Source organism: Flaviramulus basaltis (assembly GCF_900114265.1).
Classification (GTDB): domain Bacteria; phylum Bacteroidota; class Bacteroidia; order Flavobacteriales; family Flavobacteriaceae; genus Flaviramulus; species Flaviramulus basaltis.
Genome location: NZ_FPKV01000001.1, coordinates 1,310,341 through 1,329,225, shown reverse-complemented (window position 1 = coordinate 1,329,225; position 18,885 = coordinate 1,310,341). Strand labels below are relative to the sequence as shown.

Below are 18,885 nucleotides of genomic sequence, written 5' to 3'. Positions count from 1 at the left end.
TGCCAGATTTAAAACCTAGCAGTTATTCAATATAAATTTATACTATTGGTTTCATAGCAGTCATAGAAGCTCTTAAAAAAGATCCTACTTTTTCAACTGGATGATTTCTTAATGCTTTATTTACTTCTATTAATTTAGCATTATCAACACCTTTACCGTTATCTTTTGCATATGCCTTACCAATAACATCAGTGTCAATTTTTGTCATAAAATCTGCTAATAATGGCTTACAAGCATGATCAAATAAATAACAACCGTACTCCGCAGTATCAGAAATCACACTATTCATTTCATATAATTTACGTCTTGCAATAGTATTTGCGATAAGTGGCGTTTCGTGTAATGACTCGTAGTATGCAGACGCATCAATAATTCCAGAATCCGTCATTGCTTCAAAAGCTAATTCCACTCCTGCTCTTACCATAGCAACCATTAAAACTCCATTATCATAGTACTCTTGCTCTGAAATTTCAATATCACCAGCAGGTGTTTTTTCAAAAGCAGTTTCAGCTGTTGCAGCTCTCCAACCTAATAAATCTTTATCATCATTAGCCCAGTCTGCCATCATTCCACTAGAAAAGTTACCTTCCATAATGTCATCCATATGTTTTTGAAATAACGGACGCATAATATCTTTTAATTCTTCTGAAAGTTCGAAAGCTTTAATTTTTGCTGGGTTAGACAAACGATCCATCATGTTAGTAATACCACCATATTTAAGACCTTCTGTTACAGTTTCCCAACCATATTGAATTAATTTTGAAGCATAACCAGCGTCAATTCCTTTTTCAATCATTTTATCAAAACAAAGAATAGATCCTGTTTGCAACAAACCACAAAGAATAGTTTGTTCTCCCATTAAATCAGATTTAACCTCAGCAACAAAAGATGATGCCAATACACCAGCTTTATCACCACCAGTTGCAGCAGCGTAAGCTTTTGCTTGAGCCCATCCTTTTCCTTCTGGGTCATTTTCTTCGTGTACCGCAATTAAAGTTGGCACACCAAAACCTCTTTTATATTCTTCTCTTACTTCTGTTCCTGGGCATTTAGGCGCCACCATAATAACTGTTAAGTCTTCACGAACTTGAGTCCCTTCTTCAACAATATTAAAACCATGAGAATATGATAACGTTGCACCTTTTTTCATTAAAGGCATAATCGCTTTTATTACACTTGTATGTTGTTTGTCTGGTGTTAAGTTTAATACTAAATCTGCTGTTGGAATTAACTCTTCGTATGTTCCTACATTAAAACCATTTTCGGTTGCGTTTACATAAGACGCACGTTTTTCTGCAATAGCTTGTGGTCTTAAAGTATAAGAAATATCTAATCCAGAATCTCTCATATTTAAACCTTGGTTAAGACCTTGCGCTCCACATCCTACAATCACAATTTTCTTTCCTTTTAATGCATTTACTCCATCTTCAAACTCTGAAGAATCCATAAATCTACACTTCGATAATTGATTTAATTTGTCTCTTAACGATAGTGTGTTAAAATAATTTCCCATTTTTAATTATTAGTTATTATTGGTTATTAAATGCTAATAGCATTTCTGTTACTTTCATTTCATCTTTTGTTACTGCTATACGACCAGAACGTACAAATTGCATAATGCCAAAAACATTTAAATCTCTTCTTAAAGATTCAATTTCGTTTCTTCTACCAGACTTTTCTAGCACAAAAAACTCTTTATTTACAGTAACTATTCTTGTATTGCTTTCTTTAATTATATTCTGAATTTGTGGCTCCTCAAACAATAAATTTGATTTGATTTTAAACATACATGATTCTTGATAAATAGTTTCTTCATCAGTATGATAAAAAGCACGAATAACTTCTATTTGTTTTTCAAATTGTCCAACAATTTTTTTAGCTTGTTCTTCCGTAATATTCACAACAATTACAAAACGATTTACGCCTTCAATTTCAGATTGTGAAGTTGTTAAACTTTCAATATTAATGTGTCTGCGTTGAAAAATTGCTGATATACGATTTAATAAACCGATGTTATTTTCGGTATAAATTGATATGGTGAATGTTTTTATATCTTCGTTCATTTCTTTATTTTTTAGCTTAAACGTACATCTGAAACCGATGCTCCAGAAGGAATCATTGGAAACACATTACCTTCTTTTTCTACACAAACTTCTAAGAAATATGAGTCTTTTGATGCAATCATTTCTTTTACTGCTTCTGCTAATTCTTCACGTTTTACTACTTTTCTGGCTTTAATATAGTAACCTTCTGCTATAGCAACGAAATTAGGATTTGTCATTTCTGTTGACGCATAACGTTTATCGAAAAACAACTGTTGCCATTGACGTACCATTCCTAAAAACTCGTTATTTAAAACTACTATTTTTACAGGTACTTTTTGCTGAAAAATAGTTCCCAGTTCTTGAATCGTCATTTGGTAACCACCATCACCAATAATAGCAACAACCTCTCGTTCTGGCGCTGCCATTTTAGCTCCAATTGCTGCAGGAAGTGCAAACCCCATAGTACCTAAACCACCTGATGTAATATTACTTTTTGTAATATTAAAATCGGCATAACGACATGCAATCATTTGGTGTTGCCCAACATCCGATACAATGGCGGCATTACCTTTAGTTTCAATATTTATTTGTCTTATAACCTCACCCATGGTTAAACCTTCTTTAGTAGGTGTTATGTCATCTTTAATAACTTTTTCAAACTCAATAGCATATAAATCTTTAAATTCTTTTAACCATGAATCATGAGATGTTTCTTTTAATAATGGTAATAATTTAGCTAAACTATCTTTAGAATCGCCTATTACAGCAACATCTGTTTTTACATTTTTATCAATCTCTGCAGGATCAATATCAAAATGAATAATTTTTGCTTGTTTAGCATAAGTATTTAAACTGCCAGTAACACGATCATCAAAACGCATGCCTATAGCAATTAGAACGTCGCATTCGTTAGTTAATTTATTAGGTGCATAATTACCATGCATTCCAACCATACCAATATTTAATGGGTGTGAAGTTGGTATTGCTGAAGCCCCTAGAATTGTCCACGCAGATGGAATACCTGCTTTTTCAATAACAGCTTTTAACTCATTTTCTGCTTGACCAAGAATAACACCTTGCCCCCAAACAATCATTGGTTTTTTTGCTGAATTTATTAATTCGGCAGCCGCTTTAACTTTGTCTGGATTTGTTTTAGGTACTGGAATATAACTTCTAATTCCTGTACACTTTTTGTATTCAAAATCTAACTCAGAAACCTGGGCATCTTTTGTAATATCTATTAAAACTGGACCTGGACGTCCGCTTTTTGCTATATAAAATGCTTTCGCTAAAACTTCTGGGATTTCTGAAGCTTTAGTAACTTGATGATTCCATTTTGTAACTGGTGTGGAAATACCAACAATATCGGTTTCTTGAAACGCATCACTACCTAATAAATGTGAAAAGACTTGACCTGTGATACAAACCATAGGTGTTGAATCTATTTGCGCATCTGCAATTCCTGTTACTAAATTTGTAGCACCTGGACCTGAAGTAGCCATAGCAACACCAACTTTTCCAGAAATACGCGCATAACCTTGAGCTGCATGTGTAGCGCCTTGTTCGTGGCGCGTTAATACATGATGAATTTTATCTTGATATTTATATAACTCATCGTATACAGGCATAATAGCACCTCCTGGATATCCATAAAGAATATCTACGCCCTCAGCAATTAGGCATTTGATAATAGCTTCGCTACCTGTGATACGTTCTGTTTTATTTATCACTTCTTTAGTTTTTTTAGCTGTTTGTGTATTCATAACTCACAAATTTAAAATGCATCTGTAACGCAGCCTTTTGAAGCTGATGCTACCATTTTTGCATATTTATATAATATTCCTTTTTTGTGTTTTAACTCTGGCTCAACCCATTGTGCTTTTCTTTCTGCTAACTCTTCATCAGAAAGTAATACGTTAATGGAATTATCTTCCGCACTAATTTTAATTTTATCTCCTGTTTTTAATAATCCTATAGTTCCTCCAGATTGTGCTTCTGGTGTAATATGTCCAACAACAAAACCGTGAGTACCTCCAGAAAAACGCCCATCTGTAATTAAAGCTACAGATTTCCCTAAACCAGCACCCATTATTAAAGACGTTGGTTTTAACATTTCTGGCATTCCTGGACCTCCTTTTGGACCAACATATCTAATGACGACTACATCGCCTCTTTCTACTTCGCCATTCGAAATTCCTGTATTTGCTGCTTGCTCACCATCATAAACAACCGCTTTTCCTTCAAACAATAAGCCTTCATTTCCTGATATTTTAGCAACAGCACCTTCAGTCGCTAAGTTTCCATAAAGGATTTGTAAGTTCCCTGAAGATTTTAATGCTTTATCTTTTGGATAAATAACATCTTGATCATTTTCAAACTTAAGAGGCTCAACATCTGCTAAATTTTCAGCTAATGTTTTTCCTGTTACTGTCATACAATCACCATGTAAATAACCATTGTCTAATAAATATTTCATCACAGCTGGTGTTCCTCCAACGCCGTGAACATCTTCCATTAAATATTTTCCGCTCGGTTTTAGATCGGCTATTAAAGGTGTTTTGTCACTAACACGTTGAAAATCTTCTAATGTGAATTCTATATCTGCCGCATGTGCAATTGCTAAAAAGTGTAAAACTGCATTTGTAGATCCTCCCAATGCATTTACAAGTGCTATAGCATTTTCAATAGATTTTTTAGAAATAATATCTAAAGGTTTTAAATCTAATTCTAAAAGGTTTTTAACAGCTATGGCTGTTCTTTCACTTTCTGATAATTTATTAGGATTTTCGGCAGGAATAGACGAATTATAAGGCAATGCAAACCCCATACATTCTATAGCGGAAGCCATTGTATTTGCAGTATACATACCACCACAAGCACCAGCTCCAGGAATGGCATTTTTTATAATCTCTCTATATTCTTCTTCATCAATTTCACCTGCAACTTTTTGACCTAAAGCTTCAAAAGCTGAAACAATATTTAGTTTTCTTCCTTTATATTTTCCAGATGCTATGGTACCACCATACATCATTATTGACGGACGATTTAAACGCAACATTGCAATAACTGCTCCTGGCATATTTTTATCACAACCAACCACAGATATAAGTGCGTCATAACTTTGAGCATTCATTACGGTTTCAATAGAATCTGCAATAATATCTCGAGAAGCTAAAGAATAATTCATTCCAGAAGTTCCCATAGAAATACCATCACTAACACCAATGGTATTAAACCCTAAGCCTACCAAACCTGCTATTTTACATTCAATTTTAACTTCAGCAGCTAAACCATTTAAATGCATATTACACGGGTTTCCATCGTATCCTGTACTAGCAATACCCACTTGGGCTTTTTTCATATCTTCATCTGTCAATCCTACCGCATATAGCATGGCTTGAGATGCTGGCTGAGATTCATCTTGTGTTAATCTTCTACTATGTTTATTTAGTTCTTTCATATATATTGCAAAAAATTGCTTCTCTTCATTGTTAATGTTTTTTTTACTGATTTTTAGGATTTTAAATAAAAATCTTGAAAAATAAACCAAAACAAGAATCGAAATTAATTTATTAGGTTTTTATAATGTTTATTCATTGTTATTTAAGGTTAAATTCACAAACATAATAATCAATTCAACATTCTGTTTATCAGTTATTTAAATCAATTTTTCTATGATGTTCAAAAATGAAAAAAAAGCATAAAAAAAGCCTTCCGTTTTGGGAAGGCTTTAAAATTTATATAAGTTTTAATATACCATTCCCTATCGTTGTGAAATAATCACAATAACAATGACAGAAATGATATTTACTAATTGATTTTTCATAAATGTTTAACAAATATTCATAAATATTTTTTGAATACCTATTGTTTTCATAAAAAAATAAAAATCAACTTGCATATTCTTTTATTTTTTTACTTTTGCCTAAACAAATAACAGAGGAAAGATTTGACTGATTGCAACCTCTTTGTACTTGATTTTTAAGTATAAATAAAAATGCTAAAGGCAGTGAACAACTTCCTTCGACGTTATCCGTCAAATCTTGAATAAAATATATAATTATGGCTTATTTATTTACTTCAGAAAGTGTTTCTGAAGGACACCCAGATAAAGTAGCAGATCAAATTAGTGATGCTTTAATTGATAATTTTTTAGCATTTGATAAAGACTCGAAAGTCGCTTGTGAAACTTTAGTAACTACTGGTCAAGTGGTGCTTGCTGGCGAAGTTAAATCGCATACGTATTTAGATGTACAGAAAATTGCACGAGATACTATAAACAAAATTGGTTATACCAAAGGCGAATATATGTTTGATGGCAACTCTTGTGGTGTTCTTTCAGCTATTCACGAGCAATCAGATGATATAAATAGAGGTGTAGATAGAGCTAGCAAAGAAGAGCAAGGTGCTGGAGACCAAGGTATGATGTTTGGTTACGCAACCAATGAAACCGAAAACTTTATGCCTTTAGCTTTAGATTTATCGCATAGAATTTTAAAAGAACTTGCTGATTTACGTAGAGAAAACGAGGATATCACTTATTTAAGACCCGATTCTAAAAGTCAGGTAACTATTGAGTATAGTGATGATAATATTCCGCAACGTATTGATGCCATAGTGGTTTCAACACAACATGATGATTTTGGTGATGATGATACCATGCTTGCTAAAATCAGAAAAGATATTGTTGAAATTTTAATACCTCGTGTAGTTACCAAATTACCAGAAGCCATCCAAAAGTTGTTTAATGATAGTATTAAATATCATATTAACCCAACAGGAAAATTTGTTATTGGTGGGCCACATGGTGATACAGGATTAACAGGACGTAAAATTATTGTAGATACTTACGGCGGAAAAGGCGCTCATGGTGGAGGTGCTTTCTCAGGTAAAGACCCAAGTAAAGTAGATAGAAGTGCTGCGTACGCCACAAGACATATTGCTAAAAACTTAGTTGCCGCTGGTGTTGCCGATGAAATTTTAGTGCAAGTAAGTTATGCTATTGGTGTTGTTGAACCTATGGGTATTTTTATTGACACCTATGGCACTTGTCCTTTTAATATGACTGATGGTGAAATTGCTGTAAAAGTATCTCAGATATTTGATATGCGCCCTTTTGCTATTGAAGATCGTTTAAAATTACGCGCACCAATATACAGTGAAACTGCTGCATACGGACATATGGGACGCGTTAATGAAATCGTTACCAAAACATTTTCTCAACCTATGGGCGAAACTATTACACTTGATGTAGAACTTTTTACTTGGGAAAAACTAGATTATGTTGATAAAGTAAAAGAAGTTTTTGGTTTGTAAACCTAAAATTTTTATAACTATTATGAAAAGACCGCCTTAAAAAAGGCGGTCTTTTTTTGTGTAAAATTGACTTTGTAAAAAATTTCAGTTAACTTCGTTAAGCATCTGATACAAAAGCTCTGATGCATTCTAAAAAGATAGAATTATGTCTGAAACAAGAGAATCATCTATAGAAATAGGCAAAGAAGAATTTAGAAAAATTGGTTATAAATTAATTGATGATATTTCTGATTTTATTGATTCAATAGATAAAAGACCAGTTACACCAAATGAAGGCCCAAGTCAATTACAAAATATATTAGGAAACTCATCATTACCCGAAAACGGTATAGCATCAAATGAGTTAATTTCTAAAACCACTAATTTATTATTCAACCATTCTTTACTAAACGGACATCCAAAATTTTTGGGATATATTACTTCTTCTGCTGCGCCAATTGGAGCATTGGCAGACTTACTAGCAGCTTCCGTAAATCCAAATGTTGGCGCACATATTCTAAGTCCTATAGCTTCTGAAATTGAAAAACAAACTATTAAATGGTTAGCTGAATTTATTGGTGTTTCACCAAACTATGGCGGCATATTAGTCAGTGGTGGTAATATGGCCAATTTTACCGCATTCTTAGCTGCTAGAACAGCAAAAGCACCTAAAAGCATCAAAGAAAATGGTATTTCAAACAATTCAGACAAGCTTACTATTTACTGTTCTAAAACGACACATACCTGGATTGAAAAAGCTGCTATTTTATTTGGATTAGGAACTAAATCTATTCGATGGATACAAACTGATACCACCAATAGAATTGATACTACTATATTAGAAACCACAATAAAACAAGATTTAAAAAACGGCTATAAACCAATAATGGTAATTGGTACAGCTGGAGACGTTAGTACTGGAGTTGTTGATGATTTGAGTCATATATCAACCATTTGCAAAACATATGATTTGTGGTTTCACATAGATGGCGCCTATGGTGTACCTGCAGCAGTTATTCCAAAACTCAACTATTTATTTGAAGGTATTAAAGAAGCCGACTCTATTGCTCTAGACCCTCATAAATGGCTATATAGTCCGCTTGAAGCTGGATGTACTTTGGTGAAAAATCCTCAGCATTTAATCGACACATATAGTTCTCATCCCGAATATTATAATTTTAGTCATAATGAAGAAGAAATAGCTCAAAATTTTTACGAATATGGATTTCAAAACTCAAGAGGCTTTAGAGCTTTAAAAGTCTGGTTAACCTTACAACAAATAGGTAGAAGTGGTTATGAAAAACTTATTAGTGAAGATATTCAACTCTCTAAAATTTTATATCACTTAGCTGAAAAACACCCAGAACTGGAAGCTGTTTCTCAAAATTTAAGTATAACTACATTAAGATACATTCCATTAGATATAAACAACAATGATTATCTCAATAAACTGAATGAAAATGTATTAAATAAATTACAGACTGGAGGAGAAGTGTTTTTATCTAATGCTATTGTTTTTGAAAAATATTGTTTAAGAGCTTGTATTGTGAATTTCAGAACCTCCAAAAAAGACATTGAAGAGATTATTGAAATAATAATAAGAGAAGGAAGAAAAGTTCATTTAAAACTATCTCAAACCATAGAATAGATTAACCAAAACGTATTAAAGCAGTATTATAATATAGGATTTAAATAGAAGATGTATGTCTAATATAATTCACCCGAAAAAGCAACATTAAGAGGAAGGCTATATGCTAATGATAAAATCCACCAAATAACTAATTTAGTAATGGCTAACAGCTATTTAGAAACTATAGAAAAAATGTGTAGACAAGCATGCTGAAAAAATTCTTTAGTTAGAATTTTAAAGCATTATTATATTACCCCTGTGGATTGTCCTTATTTCAGGAGAACCTCTTAAACAAATAAACACAAGCACATTTCTGCAGTAATGTCATAAATTAGACACTACTTTTTTTGAAATAAAAATATTTCGAGAAAATAAAATTAGTAGAATTTAATTTCCAATTATAGATTAAACAAAAAAAGTCTGCAAATGCAGACTTTTTTTGTTTAAAGTGGGGAGAGCAGGATTCGAACCTGCGAAGACGTAGTCAGCAGATTTACAGTCTGCCCTCGTTGGCCGCTTGAGTATCTCCCCAAAACCGTTGGCAAATATATTATTGTTTGTTAATTCTACAAACAAAAAACGCAAGTATTTTATAATTCGTATCGTAATCTTAGTGTTAAAAATCTAGGTTGAATAAAATACTCGGTTGCACTTACAGAAAAAGCACTATTATTACTTTGTGATGTAGATTTGGTATTTAGCAAGTTAGTCGCTTTAAGTTCGTATTCAAACTTGGCATCTTTATCTTTTCTATATGATAGTGATGCATTCCAAAACTCAAAACTATTTAGCGTTCTATCTTCATTACTAAAATTATTATACGAATAATCTGTTTTAAAAGTTAGTTTTTTCCAGATGTATGCATCAAATTCTATTGAAGGTGCTTTTGTGTAAAACTTTGTTCTGCTTGTTCCTTGGTCATTATCTGAAATACTGTAACGGTAACCAATCTCTACGTTTGGCGCATCTCTAAAATTTGTACGCAACTCCGCATTATAAGTTTGCGAGTAATTTTCATTTAAAGAACGCTGATTTTGTATAAATTGATTGAATTTTGAATAGTTAAAATTACCATTAATCGACGCTTGAAGTTTACCAAAACGTCTTTGAAAACGTCCTCTTGCCGAAACACTTTCGTCGGCAAATGAAGAATTAAAAGGTGAACTGGTACGTATAACCGTTTCAAAATTACTTAAGTTTCTTATTTGATCTATACTTTTAGAGTAACTTAAATTAGCAAATACATTGGTGTAATTAAACATATTAAAACTAAAGTAAGATAGGTTTACGTTGTGAGAAATAGCATTATCTAAAGCTTCATCTCCAAAATATAATGAGTTATAATTATTTAAAACCAAACCTCTTGCCAAATTGGTAACATCTGTAAATTGTGTTTGCATGCTGTAACGCAATGAAATATTCTCACTCTTTTTTAATTGCATACGCATATCAAAATCTGGCAACAACCTAAAGAAATTATCTTTATAAGTATTACCAAACTGTGTATTTTTTGTACTGTAAGCATGTGCAGAAACTCCTGGATTAAAGGTAAAAATTCCTGTTTTAAATTGATAGTGTAAACCTAAATAAAGGTCGCTAAAATTATAATCGGTATCATTAGTATCTAATCCATCATTAATTGTGGGTGTTGGATTGAATTCTGAATCGTCATCTAAAATTTGAAAGATTTCAGAATCAAACTGCTGTTTACTTAAAATAGTACCAAAAGTTACATTTATATTGCTTTTTTGATTTAACACATTCCAGTAATCTAATTTAGCATCCAGTTGGTTCGACTTTACTCGTTTATCTTGAACGATGTTAAATCCAGACTGATTTCCGTCTAACCCTAAAGCATCAGCAGTATTTAGATAATTACTTTTATCTTCTAAAATAGCATTGTAAAACGGATCTTCATCTTGTAATAAATGCTGCGCTTCAAAAGCAAAAATATTTCTTTCATTAAGTGTGTAATAATAGTTTATATTCTGATTAATACTATACGGACTCGTATTTTCAACTTGATCGATATTTCCTAATACAGATGATAAAAAACCTTGATCTTGCGATTCTTTAGAGATTCTACCTAAAATATCATAATCTAATTGATTGCTCGCATTTGGCTTATATTTAGCACTAAATTTCAACATACCTAAATCGCTACGTTGCGTGGTATTGCTTTCTGTGTCTTCATCTGGAATACCCAAACTTTCATCTGTATATTGTACCGAGTTGTTTTCTTGTAACTCTGTTTTACTGTTTGAAAAAATAGCAAATCCACTAATATCTAAAGTCTTTTTAGGTGAATAACTAAAGTTAGCGGCTCCAAATTTGGTGTTTATATCCTTAGCTCTATTATTTTGAAGTGATAGAAAACCTAAGTCATTATTCCCTAAATTTATGTTTGTACCACTGCTTCTGCTAGGACTTCTAAATCCGCCTGAGAAATTAAAATAATCTCGCCTTGTAAAAGCGATTTCACCAGTATTATTTAAATCTCCAATTAAATTAACACTGTATTTTGGACTGTAATAAAACAATTTTGGTTGCACAATGTATAATCCATTATTATCTGATGAACCTCCTCCGGCAGTAACATTTCCAAACCAAAAATTCTCTTTTCCCTCTTTTAATTTAATATTAATAGCAATATTATCCTGATTATTAGTAACGCCACTTAATTGCCCCACTTCGGCAAAGTTTTTTAGAACCTGCACTTTATCTACAGCATTTGAAGGAATGTTTTTTGTTGCTAGTTTTGTATCACCATCAAAAAAATCTTTACCATTTACCATCACTTTTGAGACAACCTTACCTTCAACTTCAATTTGTCCATTATCGTTAATTTCAACACCAGGTAGTTTCTTTAAAATATCTTCAAGTTTTCTTTCTGTTCCGTTTTTAAACGAATCTGCATTATAAATTAATGTATCTCCACTTACCGTTACCGGCATTTCGTATGTAAGTTCAACAGCATCTAATGCGTTATCCATTTGTAAAGTAAAATCTTTATCAATATCATCTTCTTTTGTAGTAATCGTTTCGGTAGCTGTTTTCATTCCTACATAACTTACTTGTAAACTGTAAGTGGTGTTTTTTGATAAAGATAATTTGTAACGTCCGTCATCATTGGTAATACCATAAGACTCTAACCCTTTTGTTTCTTGGTTTATAGCAATAACATTTACTAATTCTAGAGGAGAACCGATACTATCTTTTACAATCCCTTCTATTTTTATTTGCGAAAAAGAGATGCTTGTTACAAGTACTAAAACTAGTACGAAAATTTGTTTCATTTTTTGATTGTTAGTAATTGATTAATAGACAAGTTTATCTTAGTTGTTTCTTCGTTGTCTATACATTTCTCTCATCTCTTTCATTTTGGTGGTCATAATCTCGTTATATTCTTCTTTAGTAACTACCTTTCCTTTACTTAAAGGTTTTATTTCTTCTACTTCTCTTGGATTTATTATAATTTTGGTACAGAGCATTGTAGTATTATCTGCGCTTAACTCTAAAATTAAACCTGGTAATCCCCAATATTCTGCTGGTCCTTGGCTAACCGCTAATTGAGGTGTATACCATGCTACAATTTCAATTTCTCGTGGTGTTTCTTCTTTTTCTTCTACTTCTTTATTTGCTGAAGTAGAGTCTGTCGCTTTTTCGGCATCTTTATTCTCATCATCGCTACCAAGCCTATTTCGTTGCCAATCGAAACCTTCAACAGGTTTACTTGCGGTTGCTTTAAAACATAGATATTGACCAATTTGTTTTGATTCACTTCCCATTTTCCATTGTATAGGTTTTAATGAATCTTGTATTAAAAATTGTTTTCCTAAAAATTCTTCTTCTTGGGTTAATTGCTTTTCTTTTATATTTTTATATACTGGACCTGAGCTACCACCGCCTCCAAACATAAAACCTCTTCCTCGTCCACCAGTAGCAACTTCAAGTTTTTCATCTTCTTTATACATAGATTCAGATTGGGTAAATGTTAGGGTATAAGTTTTTTCTAAAGAACTTTTCATACGTTCCATCATTTGCTTTTTTTGTTGCTCGCTTAATTGACGACCTCCAAAATTATCTAGTTTAAGAGTTGTTTTCGTTTGATAGGTAGCAATGCCTTTAAATTCTTGAGCAGTTAATAAATTGCTAATTAAAAAAATAATTGTGATAGTAATGTAAAGAGATATTGATTGTTTTTTCATCTTAAAAGTCTTAATACAGTTTTAGAACTTAAATTTAGACTCTTTTTTAGGATTAAAGTTTAACTGAGAAATAAAAAATTATCCTCCAATTCTAATCATAACTCTTTCGCCATCGCCGCTACCTCTTCTTGATTGAAACTGCTCCATCATTTCTTTAGATTTTTTGTCGTTAATTTCATCAAATTCTGCTTGTGTAACCTCTTTACCTTTTGATGGTTCGTCAATTGAGACTTCTTCTGTTGGATTAATAATTATCTTAGTACAAATTAGTGTTAAATCTCCATCATTTACCTCTAAAATGAGTCCGGGTAAACCATAAAACTCTGCTGGACCGTTATTAATAGGAATTTGTGGTGTATACCAAACCGTAACAGTTCTTGGTTTTGTTACGTTTTCAATTTCTCCTTCTTCGGTTAGTGTTTGAGAGGTTACTTCATGACTAAAAACAGCTTTAAAACATGTGTAATCACCAATGTTTTTAGTTTCGTTTACAAGCTGCCATTGTTTGTTTACCAAAGTATCTTTAATTAAAAACAACTTGCCGAAAATTTCAGTTTTATTGGTGTACCGATTCTCTTTAATGTTTTTATACATAACATCTGAACCTTGAGACACTTGAATTCTAATACCAGATTGCACTGGGTTTGGAGCTTCTAATTTTTCTTCTCGTTTGTAAATAGATTCGTTTTTATTAAAGGTAAGCGTATATTCTTGCTGAAACTGTTTGCGTAATTGTTCCTGAATTTGCTTTTGCATTTCAGAGTTGCCTTTTTCATCGTTCACTTTTAAATCTACTTTTCTGTGAGATTTATATGTCGCAATACCTTGAAAGTTTTGAGCCATCACATTGGTTTGAAAGCATGCCAACATTAAAACAACCACTACTTTAATAATTTTTAACATAACTGTTTTTTTTTGATTAATGATATACAAATATGAAAACTAAAAAGGCTTTTAATAGTTAACAAGTGTTAACGTGTGTTAACCGATTGGTTTTATACCATTTTAACTTTTACTTTTGAGGTAAATGAATGATAAAAAATATACGTGGCTTTTATATATCATTGTAACAACTATACTTTTAACTATAGTTGTGCAATGTTATTGGAATTACAAAAACTACCTATTAAACAAACAAAATTTTATAAATCAAGTTCAGGTAAGTTTAGATAATGCTTTAGATACTTATTATGCCGATTTAGCAGAGTCTAACGAAATGACCTTAATAGATATTGACACCTTAAATTACAAAGATGTTTTACAACATAAAAATTCTGATTCTTTAATTCTAAATGTTAAAAAAGAACATATTTCATTAAAGAATAAAGACATTTCTGGCTTTTCTCAAATAACAGATTCTATTGGTTATACCGTAAAAAAAGGCAGCAATCAAATTTCGAAAATAAAAGTTCTAAGAGGTAAAAGAGCTTCTGATAGCCTTAAATTAATGAAGGGTATAACTTCTATTTTTATTTCTATTAAAAACGACACATTAGATTTTACAAAACTAACACCTGTTTTAAATACCGAATTAAAACGAAAGCATTTAGATATAAATTATGCATTAAAACATTTTAAAAACGATAGTATTTTTAACTCATACAATTCTGAAAATATTCAACCAGATTTTTTAAAAACTAACTCAAAATCAACCTTCTTGAAAAAAAATGAACAGTTGGAAATAAATTATTCCAACGCTACAACTATCATTTTAAAACAAGGCTTAAATAGTATTTTAATTTCTACCTTATTGGTATTAGCTGTAATAAGTTGTTTATTCTATCTTTTAAAAATTATTCAAAAACAAAAACAACTTGCAGAAGTAAAAAACGATTTAATAAGTAATATAACTCATGAATTTAAAACGCCTATTGCTACTATTGGCGTTGCTTTAGAAAGCATAAGTAACTTTAATGTTATTAATGATAAAGAGAAAACAAAAAAGTATGTAGACATATCTTCTAATCAACTTTCTAAATTAAATGTAATGGTTGAAAAATTATTAGAAACTGCAACGCTTGATAGTGAAACCTTAGAGTTAAATAAAGAAGAAATAGATTTGGTTGCCTTGTTAGAAACTTTATTTAATAATTATAAAATTCAACATCAAAATAAAACCTTTACCAGTAATATTGAAACTGAAAGTCTTTTAATACATATAGACTCCTTTCATTTTGAAAATGCTTTAAATAACATTCTTGATAATGCAGTAAAATATGGAGGCAATAAAATTTCAGTAGATTTATTCACTAAAGAAAACTCCATAGAAATACTTATTTCAGATAACGGAAACACATTAAACAAAGACAATAAAACTCGCGTTTTTGAAAAATTTTATCGCATACCAAAAGGAAATACACATGATGTAAAAGGCTTTGGTATTGGTTTGTATTACACAAAATCTATCATTGAAAAACATAAAGGAGCCATACAACTCGATTTAAAAAATAACCTAACCACTTTTAAAATATCACTTCCTAATGGCTAATCCTCGCAAAATATTATTAGCAGAAGACGAACCTGCTTTAGGACAAATTATTAAAGAAAGTCTGGAAACGAGAAATTTTAAGGTTTTACTTTGTGAAAATGGAGACATTGCTCTTAAAACGTATCAAACTGAAATGCCTGAATTATTGGTTTTAGATGTGATGATGCCAAAAAAAGATGGTTTTACATTAGCAAAAGAAATTAGAGAGATTGATGATACTATTCCCATTATATTTTTAACGGCTAAATCTCAAACTCAAGATGTGGTTGAAGGCTTTACTATTGGCGGTAACGATTATTTAAAAAAACCTTTTAGCATGGAAGAATTAATTGTTAGAATAAACAATTTACTTAGCCGGACTAAAGAGCAAAAACATTCTGAAACAATAGAAATTGGTCATTATACTTTTAATTTCCCCAAACAAACACTTCAATTTAAAATTGAGGAAAAAACTCAATTAACACATCGCGAAGCACATTTATTGTTTCATCTTATAAAAAACAAAAACAAGGTTTTAGATAGGTCTTTAATATTAAATAAACTTTGGGGAAGCGACGATTTTTTTAATGCACGAAGTATGGATGTATTTATTACAAAACTTAGAAAAAGACTCAAACAAGATAGTAATATTGAAATTATTAATGTTCGTGGTTTTGGTTACAAACTAATTTGTTGAAAGTGGTTTGATTTTTGTATTTTTCAAACTACAATGAAATACACAATTTACATTCTTTTTTTTCTTTCTGCTATAATAAATGCTCAAGATAGTATTCAAACTTCTTTTATAAAAGAAACCGTTTTTAAGGCAAATGATCTAATTTCAATAGATAATTTTGAAACTATATATTATGTAAACAATAACGTTTTTAGTAAAAAAACAGCTAATAAAACTATAACCTACAACAATATACAACTTGGTAATCTTACTTTTGCTAACGCTTTTAATCCATTAAAAATAAATCTTTTTTACAAAGATTTTAATACTGTTATTATTCTTGATAATAGATTAGCCGAAATATTTAAAATAGATTTTAATACGCTTACGCCTTATAAAAATGTGTCGTATGTTTCAACAGGTTCAGACAATACAGTGTGGCTATTTAATCAAGATTTACAAAAACTAGAACTTTTCGATTACAAATCTAAAACTATCCGGGCGCAAACTTTACCTGTACAAAGCCAAGTTTTAGATTTAAAAAGCAATTATAATTATTGCTGGTTACTTACACAGAAATTTCTTTACATGTATAATTACTTTGGAAGTTTGGTTAAGAAAATAAAAAATGAAGGTTACACATCAATTGTTGAAAGCAACGAGAATATCATCTTAAAAAGTGAAAATGCATTATTTTATCTAAAAAAAGATGCCGATAAACCTCAGCCAATCAAAACATCAAATTTGTTGATAAATCAGTTTTTTGTAACCAATCAAACCTTGTATATTTACAGCCATGAAACCTTGCAACAACTCCAATTAAAAATCAAATAAACTATGCATATTGCTATTGCCGGAAACATTGGCGCTGGAAAAACAACGCTCACTAAATTACTAGCAAAACATTATAAATGGGAAGCACAACTTGAAGATGTTGTAGACAACCCTTATTTAGATGATTTTTACAATCAAATGGAACGTTGGAGTTTTAATTTACAGGTTTACTTCTTAAATAGTAGGTTTCGTCAAGTCTTACAAATTCGTGAAAGCGGAAAAGAAATTATTCAAGATAGAACCATTTATGAAGATGCTCATATTTTCGCACCCAACTTACATGCTATGGGTCTTATGACAAATCGTGATTTTGAGAATTATAAATCTCTTTTCGATTTAATGGAGTCGTTAGTTCAAGGGCCTGATGTTTTGATTTATTTACGAAGTTCAATACCTAATTTAGTATCGCAAATACACAAACGCGGGCGTGATTATGAAAACTCTATTAGTATTGATTATTTAAGTAGATTAAACGAGCGTTATGAAGCTTGGATACATGGTTATGATAAAGGAAAACTTCTTATTATAGATGTAGATAACTTAGATTTTGTAGATAATCCCGAAGATTTAGGAAGCATTATAAATACTATTGACGCTGAAATAAACGGACTATTTTAACCAGTTCTAAAAGTATATTCAATAAAATTATTTTAGTGAAATGAAGCCATGCAATTTCGCATGTTCTATAGCTTCTTCACTTTTGTCCACCAACAAGACAGGAATAGTTTTATAATTTTCATAAAGACCTTTTACACGAAGCATTTTCTTTTTGTGATTAACGCTTCTTAAATAAATTGCTAATATTCTATTTGGGAATAAATTCACTATTTGCATATAAATGTCGGGGTCATGTTCTCCACTATCACCAATAAGTATAAACTTTAATTCAGGGTATGTTTTTAATATATTTGAAATCTCCTTTTGCTTTTGAGGTATTTCGCCTTTAGCTTTTTTCGAAAAAGGTTTTGGGAAATTTCTTAGAATAATTGGGCCCTTTGGAAAATTATTCTTCTTTAAAAAATATTCTAAATATCGGTATAAATTCCATGGGCTATGGCTTACATAAAAAATAGGGTTAGATTCTTCACCTGTTTTTCCTTGGTGTAACAAATGGTAAAACTCTGGAGCACCATCTAAAGGCATACGTTTTCCTGCTGACGTTAATAGGGTATTAAAAAGAACTCGCCATTTTAATATTGAAACTAATCCAGTGTGTAAAATAGTATCATCAATATCTGTTATAACACCAAAAGCTGCTTTTTTAGATGGAATAAGTATTTCTCCTGGAAATCTGTTATCCGATTGAATAGTTCTTTTAAGATTTTCAGCACTATAAGAAAACACTAAATGAATCCAACCTTCTTCAGTTACATAATCACTTAAATTTTCAACTTTTTCATCTAATAAAAAATAACCTCTATCATCAGTATTTGTATAGAAGAATTTATCATCTCCAACTTTTACTCTAATTTGAGTATTTTTTATTTCGTCAGTTTCAAAGCGTTTCCAAGCGTTGAAAAGTAATTTAAACGCCCCTTTTTGTTCTAGATTAATGCTTTCATCTTCAATAGCTCTTCCTCTTAAATACAAATGATTTGAAGTCCCGTAAGTTTGAAAAACAATTATTTGAAGCGCATCTTTTTTAAACATTCAATGTTCTTATTTTGAAATAAAAATACAAAAAACCACGCTATTCGCGTGGTTTTATATTTAAAAAGCAACTATTTTAT

General features: G+C 31.1%; 14 protein-coding genes and 1 tRNA gene. 6 read left to right on the top strand and 9 right to left on the bottom strand.

Annotated elements, in window-relative coordinates; translation table 11 throughout:
* Positions 1-37 precede the first annotated feature (37 nt).
* Genes ilvC through ilvD form a run of 4 tightly spaced genes read right to left on the bottom strand, consistent with a single transcriptional unit; the run spans position 38 to position 5,505 of the window.
* A complete protein-coding gene (gene ilvC / locus BT151_RS06000) occupies positions 38-1,513 on the bottom strand; it encodes a ketol-acid reductoisomerase (RefSeq protein WP_072400826.1) in 1,476 nt (491 codons plus the stop codon).
* Between the two features lie 16 nt (positions 1,514-1,529).
* Positions 1,530-2,063 (bottom strand): acetolactate synthase small subunit, encoded by a 534-nt coding sequence (ilvN, locus tag BT151_RS05995; RefSeq protein WP_072400825.1) that lies wholly within the window; start codon positions 2,061-2,063, stop codon positions 1,530-1,532.
* 11 nt (positions 2,064-2,074) lie between these two features.
* A complete protein-coding gene (gene ilvB, locus BT151_RS05990) occupies positions 2,075-3,808 on the bottom strand; it encodes a biosynthetic-type acetolactate synthase large subunit (RefSeq protein ID WP_072400824.1) in 1,734 nt (577 codons plus the stop codon).
* 11 nt (positions 3,809-3,819) lie between these two features.
* On the bottom strand, positions 3,820-5,505 hold the full coding sequence (gene ilvD, locus BT151_RS05985) for a dihydroxy-acid dehydratase (RefSeq protein WP_072400823.1): 1,686 nt from the start codon (positions 5,503-5,505) through the stop codon (positions 3,820-3,822).
* A 602-nt stretch (positions 5,506-6,107) separates the two neighbouring features.
* On the opposite strand from ilvD, the gene metK reads away from it, so the two are divergent.
* Together metK and BT151_RS05975 are read left to right on the top strand one after the other, a co-directional pair.
* On the top strand, positions 6,108-7,361 hold the full coding sequence (gene metK, locus BT151_RS05980) for a methionine adenosyltransferase (RefSeq protein WP_072400822.1): 1,254 nt from the start codon (positions 6,108-6,110) through the stop codon (positions 7,359-7,361).
* 145 nt (positions 7,362-7,506) lie between these two features.
* Complete coding sequence (locus tag BT151_RS05975; RefSeq protein ID WP_072400821.1) at positions 7,507-8,988, top strand: pyridoxal phosphate-dependent decarboxylase family protein; 1,482 nt, start codon at positions 7,507-7,509, stop codon at positions 8,986-8,988.
* A gap of 431 nt (positions 8,989-9,419) precedes the next feature.
* Here the strand turns inward: BT151_RS05975 and BT151_RS05970 are convergent.
* The 4 genes from BT151_RS05970 to BT151_RS05955 form a co-directional block, all read right to left on the bottom strand.
* Positions 9,420-9,501 (bottom strand) — tRNA-Tyr (locus tag BT151_RS05970).
* Between the two features lie 59 nt (positions 9,502-9,560).
* Complete coding sequence (locus BT151_RS05965) at positions 9,561-12,266, bottom strand: TonB-dependent receptor (protein WP_072400820.1); 2,706 nt, start codon at positions 12,264-12,266, stop codon at positions 9,561-9,563.
* Positions 12,267-12,305: 39 nt separating this feature from the next.
* Complete coding sequence (locus BT151_RS05960; RefSeq protein WP_072400819.1) at positions 12,306-13,178, bottom strand: GLPGLI family protein; 873 nt, start codon at positions 13,176-13,178, stop codon at positions 12,306-12,308.
* A 78-nt stretch (positions 13,179-13,256) separates the two neighbouring features.
* On the bottom strand, positions 13,257-14,081 hold the full coding sequence (locus BT151_RS05955; RefSeq protein WP_072400818.1) for a GLPGLI family protein: 825 nt from the start codon (positions 14,079-14,081) through the stop codon (positions 13,257-13,259).
* Between the two features lie 124 nt (positions 14,082-14,205).
* On the opposite strand from BT151_RS05955, the gene BT151_RS05950 reads away from it, so the two are divergent.
* From BT151_RS05950 to BT151_RS05935, 4 genes are read left to right on the top strand one after another with little or no spacing between them, the layout of a single operon-like run.
* The gene (locus BT151_RS05950; protein ID WP_072400817.1) at positions 14,206-15,666 is read left to right on the top strand and encodes a sensor histidine kinase; all 1,461 of its coding nucleotides are present in this window, start codon (positions 14,206-14,208) and stop codon (positions 15,664-15,666) included.
* Positions 15,659-16,342, top strand: coding sequence for a response regulator transcription factor (locus BT151_RS05945; RefSeq protein ID WP_072400816.1), 684 nt, complete (start codon positions 15,659-15,661; stop codon positions 16,340-16,342). Before BT151_RS05950 ends, BT151_RS05945 begins: the two co-directional genes overlap by 8 nt.
* A gap of 33 nt (positions 16,343-16,375) precedes the next feature.
* A complete protein-coding gene (locus tag BT151_RS05940; RefSeq protein ID WP_072400815.1) occupies positions 16,376-17,155 on the top strand; it encodes a hypothetical protein in 780 nt (259 codons plus the stop codon).
* Between the two features lie 3 nt (positions 17,156-17,158).
* Positions 17,159-17,773, top strand: a complete 615-nt coding sequence (locus BT151_RS05935) for a deoxynucleoside kinase (protein ID WP_072400814.1) — start codon at positions 17,159-17,161, stop codon at positions 17,771-17,773.
* Positions 17,774-17,800: 27 nt separating this feature from the next.
* Here BT151_RS05935 and BT151_RS05930 read toward each other — a convergent pair whose 3' ends face one another.
* Complete coding sequence (locus tag BT151_RS05930) at positions 17,801-18,805, bottom strand: App1 family protein (RefSeq protein WP_072400813.1); 1,005 nt, start codon at positions 18,803-18,805, stop codon at positions 17,801-17,803.
* Positions 18,806-18,885: the final 80 nt, after the last annotated feature.